Here is an 18,256-nt window from a genome sequence, read left to right on the forward strand (position 1 = left end):
GCGTCCTTGCGACAAAATGGGACCTGCCTGCGTATCGGTCGTGACTGGCCAGTCTTGATAGTGGCGACATGAAATTTGTGAGCCTGCTAACGATATACCGGACAGGCGGTTGCAAGGTGTTGGAACAAGCAGGGTGATCCTGGGTCAACCAAGCCAGGTAAAAACCTTATGAATCCGATATTTAATGGCGGGGGCGCAGGTTTTTCCTTATCGTGTGCGCCCTTTGCAACAACCGAGACAAACTCCATGCTGGAAACCTCCCTGAATCAACTCGAGCAACTGGTCAGCGACCTGATGCAGAAGAACGCGCAACTGGCCGAACAGAACGCCGGCCTTGGCGAGCAACTGGCCCAAGCCAAGGAAGAGAACGAAACCCTGCAGCTGTCGCTGATGGAGCAGGAAGAGAAGCACGGCGCCACCGCCGCGCGTATCCAGGCACTGGTCGAGCGCGCCAGCGCAGGTGTGGCCAGCGCATGAAGCTGCACGCCCAGCCAATCAACGTCGTGTCGATTCTGGGCAACGACTATTCGCTCAAGGCGCCCGAAGGCCAGGAAGAAACCCTGTCGCAGGCGGTGCGCATGCTCAATGTCGCGCTGGCCGAGACCAAACGCAGCTACCCGACCCTGATCGGCGACAAGCTGCTGGTGCTGGCCGCCCTGAACCTGTGCTCCAAGCAGATCGAGCTGCAGCGCGAACACGCCCAGACCCTGGAGCGCACCCAGGCGCAGATCGACGCCACGGTCGATGCCATCAGCCGTACCATCGGCGACCAGTAAGAACACTGCAAACCCCTGTGTAGGAGCGGCCTTGTGTCGCGAAAGGGCCGCAACGCGGCCCCGGCGATCTTGCATGATGTCGAGATCCCGGGGCTGCTGTGCAGCCCTTTCGCGACACAAGGCCGCTCCTACACAGGGGTTGCGTCTATTGTTCTGGATCTATGGCTAGATCGGATACTTAAGTGTATACACTTCTCGCAAAACAATAATTTGCGGGGAGCACACACATGGGCATCTGGCGGCGCAGTATCCAGTGGCAACTGATCGCGAGCATGGGCGCGGCGCTGCTGGCGAGCATCCTGGTGGTGGTGGCGATCTACACCGTGGCGGTCAACCGCCTGACCGAGCGCTACCTGGTCGACACCGCCTTGCCGGCCAGCATCGAGGCGATCCGCAACGATATCGAGCGCATGCTCGGCCAGCCGCTGGTGGCCGCTTCGGATATCGCCGGCAACACCCTGCTGCGCGACTGGCTGGCCGCCGGTGAAGACCCGGCCAGCCTCCCGCCCTTCATCGAATACCTGGACGCCGCCAAGCAGCGCAACCACGCCTTTACCGCGCTGTTCGCCGCCACCGGCAGCGGCCACTACTACAACGAGAAGGGCCTGGACCGCACCCTCAGCCGCGCCAACCCCAAGGACAAGTGGTTCTACGGCTACATCGACAGCGGTGCCGAGCGCTTCGTCAATATCGACATCGACGGTGCCACTGGCGAGCTGGCGCTGTTCATCGACTACCGCATAGAAAAAGCCGGGCAATTGGTGGGCGTGGCTGGCATGGGCCTGCGCATGACCGAGCTGTCCAGGCTGATTCACGATTTCAGCTTCGGCGAGCACGGCAAAGTGTTCCTGGTGCGCAACGACGGCTTGATCCAGGTGCACCCTGACCAGCAGTTCAGCGGCAAGCGCCCGCTGGCCGAACAGCTCGACGCCCAGGCCGCCAAGGCCATGCTCAGCGGTGCTGATGGCCTGCGCAGCACCCGCTTCAGCCGCGACGGCGAAAACTACCTGGCCTTGGGTTTACCCCTGCGCGACCTGAACTGGACGCTGGTGGCCGAGGTTCCCGAGGCCGAGATCTACGCGCAGATGCGCGAAGCCGTATGGTTGACCACCTTGATCGGTGGCGGCGTGGCGCTGGTGTCGTTGTTGCTGGTGGTGCTGCTGGCCCGTGGCCTGGTGCGGCCGATTCGCCAGGTGACCGCCGCGCTGGTGCAGATTGGCAGTGGCGCGGGTGACCTCAGCCACCGCCTGGATGACTCGCGCAGGGACGAGCTGGGTGACCTGGCCCGGGGCTTCAACCGCTTCCTCGACAGCCAGCGTGCGCTGATCAAGGACGTGCTGGGCACCACCGAGCGCCTGCACCACTCGGTGGAGCAAGTGGCCCAGGTGGTGGACAACACCGCCGAGCGCTCGGGGCGCCAGCAGGAGATGACCGAAATGGTCGCCACCGCCGTGCACGAGATGGGCCTGACTGTGCAGGAAATCGCCCGCAACGCCGGCAGCGCTGCCGAAGCCTCGCAGTCGGCGCGGGACGAGGCCTTGCAGGCGCGCAATGTGGTGCGTCAGTCGGTGCAGCATATCGAAGGCATGTCGGGCGACATTGGCCGGGCCGCCGATGCGGTGACGCAACTGGCCGAGGAAGTGGCCTCGATCGACGAAGTGCTTGCCGTGATCCGCAGTGTTTCCGAGCAGACCAACCTGCTGGCGCTGAATGCTGCCATCGAGGCGGCGCGGGCCGGCGAGATGGGCCGTGGCTTTGCCGTGGTGGCCGATGAGGTGCGTACCCTGGCGCGGCGCACCCAGGTGTCCACCGACGAGGTGCAGCAGATGATCCAGCGCCTCAAGCACGGCGCCGGCACTGCGGTGAGTTCGATGCAGGCCGGGCAGCAGGCCACCGGTGGCGGGGTACAGGCCAGCCAGCACACCGGGGCCTCGCTGGGGGCGATCACCGACCAGGTGGAGCGCATCAGCGACATGAACCACCAGGTGGCCACGGCCACCGAGGAGCAGTCGGCGGTGACCGAAGAAATCAACCGCAACGTGCAGGGCATTTCGGACCTGGCGCGGCAGACGGCGGTGGAGGTGCAGGGGTGTCGCGAGGAATGCCACGCGCTGCGCGGGCTGGCCGATGACCTGGCGCGGCAGATGGGTGGGTTCAGGCTTTGATCGGCATTGGCTTCTTCGCGGGTAAACCCGCCCCCACAGGTACATCACCAGGTTTGACGCTTGTGACATCCCTGTGGGAGCGGGTTCACCCGCGAACACCGGCGCAGCCGGTGCCAGCCACCGCATCGTCTGCTTCGCGGCTAAAGCCGCTCCCACAGGGATCGCATGAGCCCCAGTTCATGCTGTACCTGTAGGAGCCGGCTTGCCGGCGATGAGGCCGGTTCAGGCAGCACAAGACAGTTGCTCCCACAGGTACCGTGCACGATTCAGGCTTGACGCAGTTCTGTGGGAGCATGCCCGTGGTTGAGTGCTCGTGTGACGAGGGCTTACGACTTCAGCTTGGTGATATCCACCAGCTCGGCATGGGTCTCGGTGACCGTCCAGTCATTCCCGCCGCCACGGTAATGGGTTTGGACGCGTTTACCGAAGTACACTTCATTGGTGCTGACCAGGCCTGGAAGGCCGGTGAAGAGGATATTAGGTTCGAGCTCCATAACCACTTCACTGTCGCCATCGATATAGACGATATGTACCCTGCATTGTCCGAACGAGTCGCGCGTCCAGACTTTCTCGGTCACCACATGCTCGTTGAACTTGTCGCCCACCTTGATGCGTTGAGCGACGAGTTCCTCTGGCAGCGGAAAAGGATGTTGTTCTTGGCTCATGGTGTTTCTCCATTTCAGTTCGGCAGTTGGGCGACCTGGCCAGGTACGCGAGCAGACTAGCGCGCGTGCCGAAACGGAGAAACTGGCAAAAATGTCAGGCGCCGACGATGGCGCGAATATCTGCCGCCAACTCACGCACCCGCGCTTCTTCGGTGTCCCACGAGCACATGAACCGCGCACCACCGCTACCAATGAAGGTATAGAAGCGCCAGCCCTTGTTGCGCAGCGCCTCGATGGCGTGCTCGGGCATTTGCAGGAACACCCCGTTGGCCTCTACCGGGAACATCAGCTCGACGCCCGGCAGGCCAGTGACCAAGGATGCCAGCAACTGCGCGCAGTGGTTGGCATGGTTGCCGTGGCGCAGCCAGGCGCCGTCTTCCAGCAGGCCCACCCAGGGGGCTGACAAGAAGCGCATTTTCGATGCCAGCTGCCCGGCCTGCTTGCAGCGATAGTCGAAGTCTTCGGCCAGGGCGCGGTTGAAGAACAAAATCGCCTCGCCCACTGCCATGCCGTTCTTGGTGCCGCCGAAGCACAGCACATCCACGCCGGCTTTCCAGGTCAGCTCGGCCGGTGAGCAACCCAGGAACGCACAGGCATTGGTGAAGCGTGCGCCGTCCATGTGCAGGTTGAGGCCCAACTCTTTACAGGTGGCGCTGATCGCCTTGAGCTCGTCGGGGCGATACACCGTGCCCACTTCGGTGGCCTGGGTGATGGTCACCACCCGCGGCTTGGGGTAGTGAATGTCCTGGCGCTTGAGCGCCACTTCGCGGATTGATTCAGGGGTCAGCTTGCCGTTGACGCTGGCGGCGGTAAGCAGCTTGGAGCCGTTGGAGAAGAACTCCGGCGCGCCGCATTCGTCGGTCTCGACGTGGGCGGTCTCCGAGCAGATCACGCTGTGGTAGCTCTGGCACAGCGAGGCCAGGGCCAGGGAGTTGGCGGCGGTGCCGTTGAAGGCGAAGAACACTTCGCAGTCGGTTTCGAACAACTTGCGAAAGTATTCGGCGGCGCGCTCGGTCCACTGGTCGTCGCCGTAGGCGCGCTCGTGGCCCAGGTTGGCCTTTTGCATCGCCGCCCAGGCTTCGGGGCAGATGCCGGAATAGTTGTCGCTGGCGAATTGCTGGTTGTTGTTGGTCATGACGCCTGTCCTTATTACGACGCAGGAAAGCACTCTAAACCATTGATTCGATGGTTGCCTATACAACCTTTCCGATTGCACCGCAGCCCCCTGTAGGAGCCGGCTTGCCGGCGATTAGGCCCGCCAGGTCAACAGGGTTTAGGCGTCTGACGCCATCGCCGGCAAGCCGGCTCCTACAGGGTTGTGCGGTGCATGTTCGGCCAATGTCGTAAACGCGCCATTGCAAGGCGCGCGCAGGCATCTGTGCCCACCGGCCCAGTCATAACATCGCCGCAAAGGGTGACAAATCCCTCTCCAACAAGAACTGATCGCTGCCGGGAGAAACAAGATGTTCAGCAAGCAAGACCAGATCCAGGGTTATGACGACGCACTGCTGGCGGCGATGAATGCCGAAGAACAGCGCCAGGAAGATCACATCGAGCTGATCGCCTCGGAAAACTACACCAGCAAGCGCGTGATGCAGGCCCAAGGCAGCGGCCTGACCAACAAATACGCCGAAGGCTACCCGGGCAAGCGCTACTACGGTGGCTGCGAGCACGTCGACAAGGTCGAGGCGCTGGCCATCGAGCGCGCCAAGCAGCTGTTCGGCGCCGACTACGCCAACGTCCAGCCGCACTCCGGCTCCTCGGCCAACAGCGCCGTGTACCTGGCCCTGCTGCAGGCCGGCGACACCATTTTGGGCATGAGCCTGGCCCACGGCGGCCACCTGACCCACGGCGCCAAGGTGTCGTCCTCGGGCAAGCTGTACAACGCCGTTCAATACGGGATCAACACCGATACCGGCCTGATCGACTACGACGAAGTCGAGCGCCTGGCCGTCGAGCACAAGCCGAAGATGATCGTCGCCGGCTTCTCGGCCTACTCGAAAACCCTCGACTTCCCACGCTTCCGTGCCATCGCCGACAAGGTCGGTGCACTGCTGTTCGTCGACATGGCCCACGTTGCCGGCCTGGTGGCCGCTGGCCTGTACCCGAACCCGATCCCGTTCGCCGATGTGGTCACCACCACCACCCACAAGACCCTGCGCGGCCCGCGTGGCGGCCTGATCCTGGCCAAGGGCAACGAAGAGATCGAGAAAAAGCTCAACGCTGCGGTGTTCCCCGGTGCCCAGGGTGGCCCGCTGATGCACGTCATCGCCGCCAAGGCAGTGTGCTTCAAGGAAGCGCTGGAGCCAGGCTTCAAGGCCTACCAGAAGCAGGTCATCGAAAACGCCCAGGCCATGGCCCAGGTGTTCATCGAGCGTGGCTATGACGTGGTCTCGGGCGGTACCGACAACCACCTGTTCCTGGTCAGCCTGATCCGCCAGGGCCTCACCGGCAAAGACGCCGACGCCGCCCTGGGCCGCGCGCACATTACCGTCAACAAGAACGCCGTGCCGAACGACCCGCAGTCGCCGTTCGTCACCTCGGGCCTGCGCATCGGCACCCCGGCCGTCACCACCCGCGGTTTCAAGGTGGCCCAGTGCGTCGCGCTGGCCGGCTGGATCTGCGATGTGCTGGACAACCTGGGTGATGCCGACGTCGAAGCCGATGTTGCCAAGAACGTCGCCGCGCTGTGCGCCGACTTCCCGGTCTACCGCTGAGTGGAGTAGAAAACCATGCAACGCTATTCGGGCTTCGGCCTCTTCAAACACTCCCTCAGCCACCACGAAAACTGGCAGCGCATGTGGCGCACGCCAACCCCTAAAAAGGTCTACGACGTGGTTATCGTCGGCGGTGGCGGGCATGGCCTGGCCACGGCCTACTACCTGGCCAAAGAGCACGGCATCACCAACGTGGCGGTGATCGAAAAAGGCTACCTGGGCGGCGGCAACACCGCCCGTAACACCACCATCGTGCGTTCCAACTACCTGTGGGACGAGTCGGCGCAGCTGTACGAGCACGCCATGAAACTGTGGGAAGGCCTGTCGCAGGACATCAACTACAACGTGATGTTCTCCCAGCGCGGCGTCTACAACCTGTGCCACACCCTGCAGGACATTCGCGATTCCGAGCGCCGGGTCAGCGCCAACCGCCTCAACGGCGTGGATGGCGAGCTGCTCAACACCGCCCAGGTGGCGGCCGAAATCCCCTACCTGGACTGCTCGAAGAACACCCGCTACCCAATTTTGGGTGCCACCGTGCAGCGCCGTGGCGGCGTGGCCCGCCACGATGCCGTGGCCTGGGGTTATGCCCGCGCCGCCGACGCCCTGGGCGTGGACCTGATCCAGCAAACCGAGGTGATTGGCTTCCGTAAAGAAAACGGCGCAGTCATCGGTGTGGAAACCAACAAAGGCTTCATCGGCGCCAAGCGCGTCGGCGTGGTCACCGCCGGTAACTCCGGGCACATGGCCAAGCTTGCGGGCTTCCGCCTGCCGCTGGAATCGCACCCGCTGCAAGCGCTGGTATCGGAGCCGATCAAGCCGATCATCGACTCGGTGATCATGTCCAACGCCGTGCACGGCTACATCAGCCAGTCCGACAAGGGCGACCTGGTGATCGGCGCCGGCATCGACGGCTGGGTCGGCTACGGCCAGCGCGGTTCGTACCCGGTGATCGAGCACACCCTGCAGGCCATCGTCGAGATGTTCCCGAACCTCTCGCGCGTGCGCATGAACCGCCAGTGGGGCGGCATCGTCGACACCACCCCCGACGCCTGCCCGATCATCTCCAAGACCCCGGTCAAGAACATGTTCTTCAACTGCGGTTGGGGCACCGGCGGCTTCAAGGCCACCCCGGGCTCGGGCAACGTCTTTGCGGCGAGCCTGGCCAAGGGCGAGATGCACCCGCTGGCCGCGCCATTCTCCATCGACCGTTTCTACAACGGTGCGCTGATCGACGAACACGGCGCTGCTGCCGTCGCCCACTGACCCGGAGACAACCGTCATGTTGCAAATCTTCTGTCCCCACTGCGGCGAGCTGCGCTCCGAAGAAGAATTCCACGCTTCGGGCCAGGCCCACATCGCCCGCCCGCTGGACCCGGCCGCCTGCTCCGACGAGGAGTGGGGCACCTACATGTTCTTCCGTGACAACCCGCGTGGCATCCACCACGAGCTGTGGGACCACGTCGCCGGCTGCCGCCAGTACTTCAACGTCACCCGCGACACCGTGACCTACGAAATTCTGGAAACCTACAAGATCGGCGAGAAGCCTCAAGTCACCGCTGCCGGCAAGCAAAGCGCGGCATCCGCGACCGCCAAGGGCCAAGGGGAAAAAGTATGAGCCAGACCTATCGCCTCGCCAGCGGCGGCCGCATCGACCGCAGCAAGGTGTTGAACTTCACCTTCAACGGCAAGACCTACCAGGGCTACGCCGGCGACAGCCTGGCCGCTGCGCTGCTGGCCAACGGCGTCGACATCGTTGGCCGCAGCTTCAAGTACTCGCGCCCGCGCGGCATCATCGCCGCCGGTACCGAAGAGCCGAATGCCATCCTGCAGATCGGCTCCAGCGAAGCTACCCAGATCCCCAACGTGCGCGCCACGCAACAAGCGCTGTACGCAGGGCTTGTAGCCACCAGCACCAACGGCTGGCCGAACGTCAACAACGACGTCATGGGCATCCTCGGCAAGGTGGGCGGCAGCATGATGCCGCCGGGCTTCTACTACAAAACCTTCATGTACCCCAAATCGTTCTGGATGACTTACGAGAAGTACATCCGCAAAGCCGCCGGCCTTGGCCGCGCGCCGCTGCAGAACGACCCGGACAGCTACGACTACATGAACCAGCACTGCGACGTGCTGATTGTCGGCGCCGGCCCTGCTGGCCTGGCTGCCGCACTGGCTGCCGCGCGCAGCGGTGCCCGGGTGATTCTGGCCGATGAACAGGAAGAGTTCGGCGGCAGCCTGCTCGACAGCCGCGAAACCCTCGACGGCAAGCCTGCCGCCGACTGGGTCAACGCCGTGGTCAAAGAGCTGGAAAGCCTGCCGGAAGTGACCCTGCTGCCACGCGCCACGGTCAACGGCTACCACGACCATAACTTCCTGACCATTCACGAGCGCCTTACCGACCACCTGGGCGACCGCGCCCCGATCGGCCAGGTACGCCACCGCGTGCACCGTGTGCGCGCCAAGCGTGTGGTGCTGGCAGCCGGTGCCCACGAGCGCCCGCTGGTGTACGGCAACAACGACGTGCCGGGCAACATGCTGGCCGGCGCTGTGTCCACCTACGTGCGCCGCTACGGCGTGGCCCCGGGCCGCAAGCTGGTGCTGTCGACCAACAACGACCACGCCTACCGCGCAGCGCTCGACTGGCACGACGCCGGCCTGCAAGTGGTGGCCATCGCCGATGCCCGCCACAACCCGCGTGGTTCGCTGGTTGAAGAAGCGCGCGCCAAGGGCATTCGCATTCTGACCTCCAGCGCTGTGGTCGAGGCCAAGGGCAGCAAGCACGTCACCGGCGCCCGCGTGGCCGCCATCGATGTGCAGGCGCACAAGGTCACCAGCCCAGGCGAAACCCTCGATTGCGACCTGATCGCCACCTCCGGCGGTTACAGCCCGATCGTCCACCTGGCCTCGCACCTGGGCGGTCGCCCGGTATGGCGCGACGACATTCTTGGCTTCGTGCCGGGCGATGCCCCGCAAAAACGCGAATGCGTGGGTGGCATCAACGGCGTGTACGCCTTGGGCGACGTGATTGCCGATGGCTTTGAAGGCGGCGCCCGCGCAGCCACCGAAGCTGGCTTCAAGGCGACCGTTGGCACCCTGCCGAAAACCGTGGCGCGCAAGGAAGAGGCCACCGTGGCGCTGTTCCAGGTGCCGCACGACAAGGGCACCAAAGGGCCCAAGCAGTTCGTCGACCAGCAGAACGACGTGACCGCCGCCGGCATCGAGCTGGCCACCCGCGAAGGCTTCGAGTCGGTCGAGCACGTCAAGCGCTACACCGCGCTGGGCTTCGGTACCGACCAAGGCAAGCTGGGCAACATCAACGGCCTGGCCATCGCCGCCCGTTCGATCGGCATCAGCATCCCGGAAATGGGCACCACCATGTTCCGCCCCAACTACACGCCGGTGACCTTTGGCGCAGTAGCGGGCCGCCACTGTGGCCACCTGTTCGAGCCGGTGCGCTTCACCGCCCTGCATGCCTGGCACGTGAAGAACGGCGCCGAGTTCGAGGACGTCGGCCAGTGGAAGCGCCCGTGGTACTTCCCCAAGCCTGGCGAAGATATCCACAGCGCCGTGGCCCGCGAATGCAAGGCCGTGCGTGACAGCGTGGGCCTGCTGGACGCCTCCACGCTCGGCAAGATCGATATCCAGGGCCCGGATGCCCGCGAGTTCCTCAACCGCGTGTACACCAACGCCTGGACCAAGCTCGACGTGGGCAAGGCCCGCTACGGCCTGATGTGCAAAGAGGACGGCATGGTCTTCGACGACGGCGTGACCGCCTGCGTTGGCGACAACCACTTCATCATGACCACCACCACCGGCGGCGCCGCCCGCGTGCTGCAGTGGCTGGAGCTGTACCACCAGACCGAATGGCCGGAAATGAAGGTGTTCTTCACCTCGGTGACCGACCACTGGGCCACCATGACCCTGTCCGGCCCCAACAGCCGCAAGCTGCTCAGCGAGCTGACCGACATCGACATGGACAAGGAAGCCTTCCCGTTCATGACCTGGAAGGAAGGCAACGTCGGCGGCGTGCCGGCCCGGGTGTTCCGTATCTCGTTCACCGGCGAGCTGTCGTACGAAGTCAACGTGCAGGCCAACTACGCCATGGGCGTGCTCGAGCAGATCATCGAGGCCGGCAAGAAGTACAACCTGACCCCGTATGGCACCGAGACCATGCACGTGCTGCGTGCCGAGAAGGGCTTCATCATCGTCGGCCAGGACACCGACGGCTCGATGAACCCGGACGACCTCAACATGAGCTGGTGCGTGGGCCGCAACAAGCCGTACTCGTGGATCGGCCTGCGTGGCATGAACCGCGAAGACTGCCTGCGCGAAGACCGCAAGCAACTGGTGGGCCTCAAGCCTGTGGACCCGAACGTGTGGCTGCCCGAAGGCGCCCAGCTGGTGTTCGACCCCAAGCAGCCGATCCCGATGGACATGGTCGGCCACGTCACCTCCAGCTACGCGGCCAACTCCCTGGGCTATTCGTTCGCCATGGGTGTGGTCAAGGGCGGCCTCAAGCGCATGGGCGAGCGGGTGTATTCGCCGCAGGCCGATGGCAGCGTGATCGAGGCGGAAATCGTGTCTTCGATGTTCTTCGATCCGAAGGGTGAGCGGCAGAACGTCTAAGGCCCCCGGATGGTGACGCTGAACCCTGTGGGAGCGGGTTTACCCGCGAATGCGATGTTGGCCTCTCGGGCCTCTTCGCGGGTGAACCCGCTCCCACAGGTCAGGTGTTGCTCGGAACTACAGAATTCAAGGCAGGTAAGAAATGAGCGCTATCAACGTCTTCCAGCAAAACCCCGGCGCCGATGCCAAGGCTCAGTCGCCACTGCACCACGCCGACCTGGCCAGCCTGGTCGGCAAGGGCCGCAAGAACGCAGGCGTGACCCTGCGCGAGAAGAAATTCCTCGGCCACCTGACCATCCGTGGCAACGGCCATGATGCGGCCTTTGCCGGTGCCGTGCACAAGGCCCTGGGCCTGGAACTGCCAGTGGCCCTGACCGTGGTCGCCAACGGCGAGATGTCGCTGCAGTGGATGGGCCCGGACGAGTATCTGCTGATTGTCCCCGGCGGGCAGGAAGTGGAAGTGGAGAACAAACTGCGTGCCGCCCTCGACGGCCAGCACATCCAGGTGGTCAACGTCAGCGGCGGGCAAACCCTGCTGGAGCTGCGCGGCCCGAACGTGCGCGACGTGCTGATGAAGTCCACCAGCTATGATGTTCACCCGAACAACTTCCCGGTGGGCAAGGCCGTCGGCACCGTGTTCGCCAAGTCGCAGCTGGTGATCCGCCGTACCGCCGAAGACACCTGGGAGCTGATGATCCGCCGCAGCTTCTCGGACTACTGGTGGCTGTGGCTGCAGGACGCCTCGGCCGAGTACGGCCTGGCCATCGAAGCCTAAGGAGCGCACAGCATGAGTCGGGCACCGGACACCTGGATTCTCACTGCCGACTGCCCGAGCATGCTCGGCACCGTCGATGTGGTGACGCGTCACCTCTACGAGCAGCGCTGCTACGTCACCGAGCACCATTCCTTCGATGACCGGCTGTCGGGGCGGTTTTTCATTCGCGTGGAGTTCCGCGCCCCGGACGGCTTCGACGAGGACGGCTTCAGGGCCGGCCTCGCCGAGCGCAGCGAAGCCTTCGGCATGGCCTTCGAGCTGACCGCACCCAATCACCGCCCCAAGGTGGTGATCATGGTGTCCAAGGCCGACCACTGCCTGAACGACCTGCTGTACCGCCAGCGCATCGGCCAGTTGGGCATGGACGTGGTGGCGGTAGTGTCCAACCACCCCGACCTCGAGCCGCTGGCGCACTGGCACAAGATCCCGTACTACCACTTTGCCCTCGACCCCAACGACAAACCGGCGCAAGAGCGCAAGGTGTTGCAGGTGATCGAGCAGACCGGCGCGGAGCTGGTGATTCTTGCCCGCTACATGCAGGTGCTGTCGCCCGAGCTGTGCCGCCAGCTGGATGGCCGGGCGATCAACATCCACCACTCGCTGCTGCCCGGGTTCAAGGGCGCCAAGCCGTACCACCAGGCTTACAACAAGGGCGTGAAGATGGTCGGTGCCACTGCGCACTACATCAACAACGACCTCGACGAAGGCCCGATCATCGCCCAGGGGGTGGAAGTGGTGGACCACAGCCATTACCCCGAGGATTTGATCGCCAAGGGGCGGGATATCGAATGCCTGACCCTGGCGCGGGCGGTGGGGTATCACATTGAACGGCGGGTGTTCTTGAACGCCAATCGCACTGTCGTTTTGTAGTCGACATCAAGGGCCAATCGCCGGCAAGCCGGCTCCTACAGGGGATCGCATACCTTTGTAGGAGCCGGCTTGCCGGCGATTGGCCCTGTCATTTCCCACTGCCGCAAACAGGCATCCCTTTGTCGCAACCAGTCACTGCGACATCCCCCATCCGGCCCACAATCCCCCCATTCCAGTAACACATGCCGCCCATGGATGGCGGCAGGTTCAACCACCGCTGCATAAATACAAATCAAGCGAGGTAAGAGCATGTCTGGTAATCGTGGAGTGGTGTATCTCGGCGCAGGCAAGGTCGAGGTACAGAAAATCGACTACCCCAAGATGCAGGACCCGCGCGGCAAGAAGATCGAGCACGGCGTCATCCTCAAGGTGGTGTCCACCAACATTTGCGGCTCTGACCAGCACATGGTGCGTGGCCGCACCACTGCCCAGGTCGGCCTGGTACTCGGCCATGAAATCACCGGTGAAATCGTCGAGCTGGGCCGCGATGTCGAGCGCCTGAAAATCGGCGACCTGGTGTCGGTACCCTTCAACGTCGCCTGCGGGCGCTGCCGCTCCTGCAAAGAAATGCACACCGGCGTGTGCCTGACCGTCAACCCAGCCCGCGCCGGCGGCGCCTACGGCTATGTCGACATGGGCGACTGGACCGGCGGGCAGGCCGAATACGTGCTGGTGCCGTACGCCGACTTCAACCTGCTGAAACTGCCCGACCGCGACAAGGCCATGGAGAAAATCCGCGACCTGACCTGCCTGTCGGACATCCTGCCCACCGGCTACCACGGCGCCGTCACTGCTGGCGTTGGCCCGGGCAGCACCGTTTACGTGGCCGGTGCCGGCCCGGTCGGCCTGGCTGCTGCTGCTTCTGCCCGCCTGCTGGGCGCCGCCTGCGTGATCGTCGGCGACCTCAACCCGGCGCGCCTGGCCCACGCCAAGTCCCAGGGCTTCGAGGTGGTCGACCTGTCCAAGGACACCCCGCTGCACGAGCAGATCGTCGATATTCTCGGCGAGCCAGAAGTGGACTGCGCCGTTGACGCCGTCGGCTTCGAAGCCCGCGGCCACGGCCACGAAGGCGCCAAGCACGAGGCCCCGGCCACGGTGCTGAACTCGCTGATGCAGGTGACCCGCGTAGCCGGCAACATCGGCATCCCGGGCCTGTACGTGACCGAAGATCCGGGCGCGGTGGATGCTGCCGCCAAAATCGGCGCGCTGAGCATCCGCTTTGGCCTGGGCTGGGCCAAGTCGCACAGCTTCCACACCGGGCAAACCCCGACCATGAAGTACAACCGCCAGCTGATGCAGGCGATCATGTGGGACCGCATCAACATCGCCGAGGTGGTGGGCGTGCAGGTGATCAACCTCGACCAGGCGCCGGAAGGCTATGGCGAGTTCGATGCCGGGGTGCCGAAGAAGTTTGTGATCGACCCGCACAAGATGTGGGGCGCGGCGTGACAGATGTGAAGTGAACAGAGCCCCTCGAAACGAGGGGCTTTTTCATGCCTGCTTGAAACCTGCCGCGCCCCTGTAGGAGCCGGCTTGCCGGCGATGAGGCCTCGAGCCTTGAACAAACCCGCTCGATTCGCAGGGCCGTATGCGCCGACCACCGGCCCGGAACAAAGGTTCGAGCGTCCAGTCGAATGCCTCGTTTCCCGGCCATCCCGGCCGATGAGGTCCCTCCCGATGAAAGCATTCACCCTGGCAACCCTGATGACCCTGGCCGCAAGCCCGGTGTTCGCCTTCAACCTCAGCGATGTCGCCAATGCGGTTTCTGCCACGCAAAACCAGCAGCAAAGCGCCCCGGTGCAGGCCCCCGAGGGCCAGGCCAACCTGCTCAACACCTTGGGCAGCGAGCTGAAGATCACCCCCGAACAGGCCATCGGTGGCGCCGGGGCGATGCTGGGGCTGGCGCGCAACAACCTTAGCGGTGATGACTACGGCCAGCTGACCAAGGCGGTGCCGGGACTGGACCTGTTGTCTGGCGCCAATGCGCTGGGTGGCTTGAGCGGGCTGGGGCAGTTGCTGGGTGGCGACAAGAGCACCTCGCCGCTGGGTAATGCCCTGGGCGGCGAGGTAGAGAACCGCAACGACCTGGACAATGCGTTCAAGGCGCTGGGCATGGATACCGGGATGATCGGGCAGTTTGCCCCGTTGATTCTGCAGTACCTGGGGCAGCAGGGGATTGCCGGGTCGTTGCTGCAGAACCTGGGCAGTTTGTGGACCACGCCGGCGCCGTTGGCCCAGCCATCGGTCTAACCGCCTGATGTGCCCTCTGTAGGAGCGGCCTTGTGTCGCGAAAGGGCTGCGGAGCAGCCCCGGCGCTCTTGCATGATGCCGAAATCCTGGGGTCGCTCCGCGCCCCTTTCGCGGCACAAGGCCGCTCCTACACAAAGCGCAACTGCGTGGGTCAGGCAGCTTCGGTGAACTCCACCAACCGTACCGCCCGGCGGAACCCCGCCGTCAGTACCGCCAGGTACGCCAACCCAAGCGCAAACCAGCACAACCCGATCACCAGCGTCAGCGCCGACAGGCTGGTCCACAGCCACAGGGTCAACCCCAGCCCCACCAGCGGCACTACGCCATAACGCAGCAGCTTCTTGAGGTTACGCTGCGCCCCCTCAGCCAGCAGATGGGTCTTGACCACTGCGAGGTTGACCGCCGAAAACGCCACCAGCGCGCCAAAGCTGATCAGCGAGGCGAGGGTAGACAGGTCGATCACCAGCGCCAGCAGCGAGAACGCCGACACCAGCACAATGGCGAACACCGGCGTGCCGAAGCGCGGCGACAGGTAGCCGAAACTGCGCTGTGGCAACACACGGTCACGGCCCATGGTGAACAGGATGCGCGACACCGCCGCCTGGGAGGCCAGGGCCGAGCCCAGGCTGCCGGCAACGAACGCGGCGGTGAAGAAGTTGGCGAGGAACTGGCCACCGGCCTTGAGCATTACCTCGTTGGCAGCGGCGTCGGCGTTGGCGAAGTGGCTGCCCGGCAGCACCAGCTGGCTGACGTAGGCCAGCACGGTGAACAGCACGCCGGCGAACAGCGTGGTAAGGATGATCGCCCGCGGCACATCGCGGCGAGCGTCCTTGCACTCTTCGGCCAGGGTTGACACGGCATCGAAGCCCAAGAACGACAGGCATAGCACGGCGGCCCCAGCCATCAGCGCGCCAAAGCCGGGCTGGCTGCCGTCACCGCGCAGCGGCGCCAGCACATCCACTGGCTGCCCGGCCAGGCTCTGCCACGACAGGGCGACGAACACCCCGATGAAGATGATCTGTGCGCCGACGATCAGGTTGCTGGTCTTGGCCACCGAATGAATGCCCACCACGTTGAGCACGGTCACCAGGGCGATGGAGGCGAGCACGATGCTCCAGGCCGGGATGGCCGGGAAGGCGATGTTGAGGAACAGCCCGATCAGCAGGTAGTTGATCATCGGCAGGAACAGGTAGTCGAGCAGCAGCGACCAGCCGGCCAGAAAGCCCACGCCGGGGCCGAACGCCAGGTGGGTGTAGGAGTAGGCCGAGCCTGCCACCGGGAAGCGCTTGACCATGAAACTGTAGGAGGTGGCGGTGAACAGCATGGCCAGCAGGGTGACCAGGTAGGCGCTGGCGGTACGCCCGCCGGTGAGTTCGGTGACGATGCCGTAGGTGGTAAAGATGGTCAGCGGGACCATGTATACCAGGCCGAAGAACACCAGGGCGGGCAGGCCGAGGACACGGCGCAGTTGGGGGGCGGGGCTAGGTTGGGTTGCCATCGATCAATCCTGGCTTTTTTGTAGTTGTGTTTGATCGATTTTTATCTGGTAAGGCGGTTGGTGACAAACAAAGAGTTGCTAATGTCGATTATTAACCTGGATTTTAATCGGGTATTTGTGTTGGTTTTGCCGGCCCTATCGCCGGCAACAGGCTCCTACAGGGGGCCTGTGTAGGAGCCGGCTTGCCGGCGATAGGGCCGCAACAGGCTTACCCCATCTCGGCTCGCAACTCATCGATACGCTGGTCCTTCTCTACCCACAGCTGGTTCACCCAGGCCTGCACGGTCTGGCGGAACGCCGGGTCGTTCTCGTAATCGCCGGCACTCAGCTCCGGGTCCAGCTCACGCACGCGGATGTCGATGATCACCCGGCTGATGCTGCCGTCGAGCAGCGCCCAGAACCCCGGTGCCTGCTTGCCGGGGTAGACGATGGTGACGTCGAGCAGCGCGTCCAGCTGCTCGCCCAGGGCTGCCAGCACGAAGGCCACGCCGCCGGCCTTGGGCTTGAGCAGGTTGCGGTAGGGCGATTGCTGCTGGGCACGCTTGGCCTCGGTGAAACGGGTGCCTTCGAGGTAGTTGACCACGGTCACCGGCTGGCGCTTGAACAGCTCGCAGGCGGCCTTGGTGATTTCCAGGTCCTTGCCCTTGAGCTCGGGGTGTTTTTCGAGAAACGCCTTGCTGTAGCGCTTCATGAACGGGTAGTCCAGGCCCCACCAGGCCAGGCCCAGCAGCGGCACCCAGATCAGCTCCTTTTTAAGGAAGAACTTGAAGAACGGCACCCGGCGGTTGAGGCTTTCGATCAGCGCGGGGATATCGACCCAGGTCTGGTGGTTGCTGACGCACAGGTACGAGGTGTTCTTGCCCAGGTTCTCCACCCCGCGAATGTCCCAGCGGGTGGGGATGCACAGGGCGAAGATGGCCTTGTCGACTTCCGACCAGGCTTCGGCGATCCACATCACCGCAGCCGAGGCGTAGTCGCGCCAGCGGCCGGGCAGCACCAGCTTGAGCAGGGCGAACACCAGCAGCGGGCCGATCATCACCAGGGTGTTGAGCAGCAGCAGGGTCAGGGTAAGGATGCCGGTCAGCAGGCGACGCATAGGGAAACTCTTGTTGTGTGGATTTTACGGTTGGCAATGATAAGCAGGGCCGCGGCCTACGCCAAACGCGGAATGCCCGGCGGGTGGGACAAATGTTTCACATTGTGTTGTTTAACCTGTGACAACGAACCTATGCTGCCTGCGCAGTCTAAGCACTGACTCTTCTCAAGGAAGCCTGCCCTGTGAAACCCCTGCTTGCCCTGTTGTCCCTTCTGGCGCTGCCGGTGATGGCCGCCGAGCCCACGCTGTACGGCCGTTACGAGAACATCACGCTGCCGGAGCTGGGCGAAACGCTCAAGGCCAAGATGGACACCGGCGCCTACACCGCGTCGCTGTCGGCCAAGGATATCGAGCTGTTCAAGCGTGATGGCCAGGAGTGGGTGCGCTTTCGCCTGGCGACCAAAGGCGCCGATGGCAAGGTCTACGAGCATGAGGTGTCGCGCATCAGCAAGATCAAGAACCGCGCCGACGAGGACGAGGAGGGCGATGCCCCCGAGCTGTCGCGCCGCCCGGTGGTCGACCTGGAACTGTGCCTGGGGGATGTGAAGCGCACCGTGGAGGTGAACCTGGTCGACCGCAGCAACTTCAACTACCCGCTACTGGTGGGCGCCAAGGCGCTGCGCGAGTTCAAGGCGGCGGTGAACCCGGCGAAGAAGTTCACGGCGGGCAAGCCGGACTGCTGAGTTTTCAGTAACCTCACCGGCCTCTTCGCGGGTAAACCCGCTCCCACAGGTATTGCACAATCTTGTGGGAGCGGGTTTACCCGCGAAGAGGCCGGTGCGCACTACCTACATCCCGCTGCTTGCCACAGCCCT

The 18,256-nt window shown here is 64.0% G+C and carries 16 protein-coding genes; 12 read left to right on the forward strand and 4 right to left on the reverse strand.

From position 1 onward, the window contains the following. Positions 1–246: 246 nt before the first annotated feature. From ACI2KK_RS04150 to ACI2KK_RS04160, 3 genes are all read left to right on the forward strand, one after another. The gene (locus tag ACI2KK_RS04150; protein WP_404667976.1) at positions 247–477 is read left to right on the forward strand and encodes a hypothetical protein; all 231 of its coding nucleotides are present in this window, start codon (positions 247–249) and stop codon (positions 475–477) included. Next, positions 474–776: a cell division protein ZapA gene (locus ACI2KK_RS04155; RefSeq protein ID WP_404667977.1), complete on the forward strand. Its 303-nt coding sequence runs from the start codon at positions 474–476 to the stop codon at positions 774–776. The genes ACI2KK_RS04150 and ACI2KK_RS04155 overlap by 4 nt, the downstream gene beginning before the upstream one ends. Before the next feature lie 227 nt (positions 777–1,003). Further along, entirely contained in the window at positions 1,004–2,941 is a 1,938-nt protein-coding gene (locus ACI2KK_RS04160) for a methyl-accepting chemotaxis protein (protein ID WP_404667978.1), read from the forward strand. Between the two features lie 326 nt (positions 2,942–3,267). Here ACI2KK_RS04160 and ACI2KK_RS04165 read toward each other — a convergent pair whose 3' ends face one another. Both ACI2KK_RS04165 and ACI2KK_RS04170 read right to left on the reverse strand, forming a co-directional pair. Further along, positions 3,268–3,606, reverse strand: coding sequence for a hypothetical protein (locus ACI2KK_RS04165; RefSeq protein ID WP_404667979.1), 339 nt, complete (start codon positions 3,604–3,606; stop codon positions 3,268–3,270). 94 nt (positions 3,607–3,700) lie between these two features. Beyond that, positions 3,701–4,741 (reverse strand): threonine aldolase family protein, encoded by a 1,041-nt coding sequence (locus ACI2KK_RS04170; protein WP_404667980.1) that lies wholly within the window; start codon positions 4,739–4,741, stop codon positions 3,701–3,703. Positions 4,742–5,069: 328 nt separating this feature from the next. On the opposite strand from ACI2KK_RS04170, the gene ACI2KK_RS04175 reads away from it, so the two are divergent. The 8 genes from ACI2KK_RS04175 (at position 5,070) to ACI2KK_RS04210 (ending at position 14,847) form a co-directional block, all read left to right on the forward strand. Then, positions 5,070–6,323 carry a serine hydroxymethyltransferase gene (locus ACI2KK_RS04175; RefSeq protein ID WP_404667981.1) on the forward strand — a complete coding sequence of 418 codons (1,254 nt, stop codon included), beginning with the start codon at positions 5,070–5,072 and terminating at the stop codon, positions 6,321–6,323. Between the two features lie 15 nt (positions 6,324–6,338). After that, the gene (locus ACI2KK_RS04180) at positions 6,339–7,589 is read left to right on the forward strand and encodes a sarcosine oxidase subunit beta family protein (RefSeq protein WP_317660163.1); all 1,251 of its coding nucleotides are present in this window, start codon (positions 6,339–6,341) and stop codon (positions 7,587–7,589) included. 16 nt (positions 7,590–7,605) lie between these two features. After that, positions 7,606–7,941 carry a sarcosine oxidase subunit delta gene (locus ACI2KK_RS04185; RefSeq protein ID WP_217841413.1) on the forward strand — a complete coding sequence of 112 codons (336 nt, stop codon included), beginning with the start codon at positions 7,606–7,608 and terminating at the stop codon, positions 7,939–7,941. Continuing rightward, complete coding sequence (locus ACI2KK_RS04190; RefSeq protein WP_404667982.1) at positions 7,938–10,952, forward strand: sarcosine oxidase subunit alpha; 3,015 nt, start codon at positions 7,938–7,940, stop codon at positions 10,950–10,952. Before ACI2KK_RS04185 ends, ACI2KK_RS04190 begins: the two co-directional genes overlap by 4 nt. 142 nt (positions 10,953–11,094) lie before the next feature. Next, the gene (locus ACI2KK_RS04195; RefSeq protein WP_217886664.1) at positions 11,095–11,727 is read left to right on the forward strand and encodes a sarcosine oxidase subunit gamma; all 633 of its coding nucleotides are present in this window, start codon (positions 11,095–11,097) and stop codon (positions 11,725–11,727) included. Between the two features lie 12 nt (positions 11,728–11,739). Beyond that, positions 11,740–12,597 carry a formyltetrahydrofolate deformylase gene (purU, locus tag ACI2KK_RS04200; protein ID WP_404667983.1) on the forward strand — a complete coding sequence of 286 codons (858 nt, stop codon included), beginning with the start codon at positions 11,740–11,742 and terminating at the stop codon, positions 12,595–12,597. A 249-nt stretch (positions 12,598–12,846) separates the two neighbouring features. Continuing rightward, on the forward strand, positions 12,847–14,046 hold the full coding sequence (gene fdhA / locus ACI2KK_RS04205; RefSeq protein ID WP_027917538.1) for a formaldehyde dehydrogenase, glutathione-independent: 1,200 nt from the start codon (positions 12,847–12,849) through the stop codon (positions 14,044–14,046). A gap of 228 nt (positions 14,047–14,274) precedes the next feature. After that, on the forward strand, positions 14,275–14,847 hold the full coding sequence (locus tag ACI2KK_RS04210; RefSeq protein WP_404667984.1) for a DUF2780 domain-containing protein: 573 nt from the start codon (positions 14,275–14,277) through the stop codon (positions 14,845–14,847). Positions 14,848–14,998: 151 nt separating this feature from the next. On the opposite strand, the gene ACI2KK_RS04215 is transcribed toward ACI2KK_RS04210, so the two are convergent. Together ACI2KK_RS04215 and ACI2KK_RS04220 are read right to left on the reverse strand one after the other, a co-directional pair. Beyond that, positions 14,999–16,345, reverse strand: coding sequence for an APC family permease (locus ACI2KK_RS04215; RefSeq protein ID WP_404667985.1), 1,347 nt, complete (start codon positions 16,343–16,345; stop codon positions 14,999–15,001). A gap of 208 nt (positions 16,346–16,553) precedes the next feature. Next, on the reverse strand, positions 16,554–17,441 hold the full coding sequence (locus ACI2KK_RS04220; RefSeq protein ID WP_404667986.1) for an acyltransferase: 888 nt from the start codon (positions 17,439–17,441) through the stop codon (positions 16,554–16,556). A gap of 182 nt (positions 17,442–17,623) precedes the next feature. Here ACI2KK_RS04220 and ACI2KK_RS04225 point away from each other — a divergent pair, with 182 nt between their 5' ends. Beyond that, the gene (locus tag ACI2KK_RS04225; RefSeq protein WP_404667987.1) at positions 17,624–18,124 is read left to right on the forward strand and encodes an ATP-dependent zinc protease; all 501 of its coding nucleotides are present in this window, start codon (positions 17,624–17,626) and stop codon (positions 18,122–18,124) included. The last annotated feature ends 132 nt before the right edge of the window (positions 18,125–18,256 follow it).

Origin of the sequence: Pseudomonas sp. NPDC089406, from assembly GCF_044900265.1 — a bacterium.
Lineage (GTDB): Bacteria > Pseudomonadota > Gammaproteobacteria > Pseudomonadales > Pseudomonadaceae > Aquipseudomonas > Aquipseudomonas fakonensis.

Coding starts and splice junctions, on each gene's coding strand:
- ACI2KK_RS04150 (WP_404667976.1), top strand. CDS start 247: ATGCTGGAAACCTCCCTGAATCAACTCGAGCAACTGGTCAGCGACCTG.
- ACI2KK_RS04155 (WP_404667977.1), top strand. CDS start 474: ATGAAGCTGCACGCCCAGCCAATCAACGTCGTGTCGATTCTGGGCAAC.
- ACI2KK_RS04160 (WP_404667978.1), top strand. CDS start 1,004: ATGGGCATCTGGCGGCGCAGTATCCAGTGGCAACTGATCGCGAGCATG.
- ACI2KK_RS04165 (WP_404667979.1), bottom strand. CDS start 3,606: ATGAGCCAAGAACAACATCCTTTTCCGCTGCCAGAGGAACTCGTCGCT.
- ACI2KK_RS04170 (WP_404667980.1), bottom strand. CDS start 4,741: ATGACCAACAACAACCAGCAATTCGCCAGCGACAACTATTCCGGCATC.
- ACI2KK_RS04175 (WP_404667981.1), top strand. CDS start 5,070: ATGTTCAGCAAGCAAGACCAGATCCAGGGTTATGACGACGCACTGCTG.
- ACI2KK_RS04180 (WP_317660163.1), top strand. CDS start 6,339: ATGCAACGCTATTCGGGCTTCGGCCTCTTCAAACACTCCCTCAGCCAC.
- ACI2KK_RS04185 (WP_217841413.1), top strand. CDS start 7,606: ATGTTGCAAATCTTCTGTCCCCACTGCGGCGAGCTGCGCTCCGAAGAA.
- ACI2KK_RS04190 (WP_404667982.1), top strand. CDS start 7,938: ATGAGCCAGACCTATCGCCTCGCCAGCGGCGGCCGCATCGACCGCAGC.
- ACI2KK_RS04195 (WP_217886664.1), top strand. CDS start 11,095: ATGAGCGCTATCAACGTCTTCCAGCAAAACCCCGGCGCCGATGCCAAG.
- purU (WP_404667983.1), top strand. CDS start 11,740: ATGAGTCGGGCACCGGACACCTGGATTCTCACTGCCGACTGCCCGAGC.
- fdhA (WP_027917538.1), top strand. CDS start 12,847: ATGTCTGGTAATCGTGGAGTGGTGTATCTCGGCGCAGGCAAGGTCGAG.
- ACI2KK_RS04210 (WP_404667984.1), top strand. CDS start 14,275: ATGAAAGCATTCACCCTGGCAACCCTGATGACCCTGGCCGCAAGCCCG.
- ACI2KK_RS04215 (WP_404667985.1), bottom strand. CDS start 16,345: ATGGCAACCCAACCTAGCCCCGCCCCCCAACTGCGCCGTGTCCTCGGC.
- ACI2KK_RS04220 (WP_404667986.1), bottom strand. CDS start 17,441: ATGCGTCGCCTGCTGACCGGCATCCTTACCCTGACCCTGCTGCTGCTC.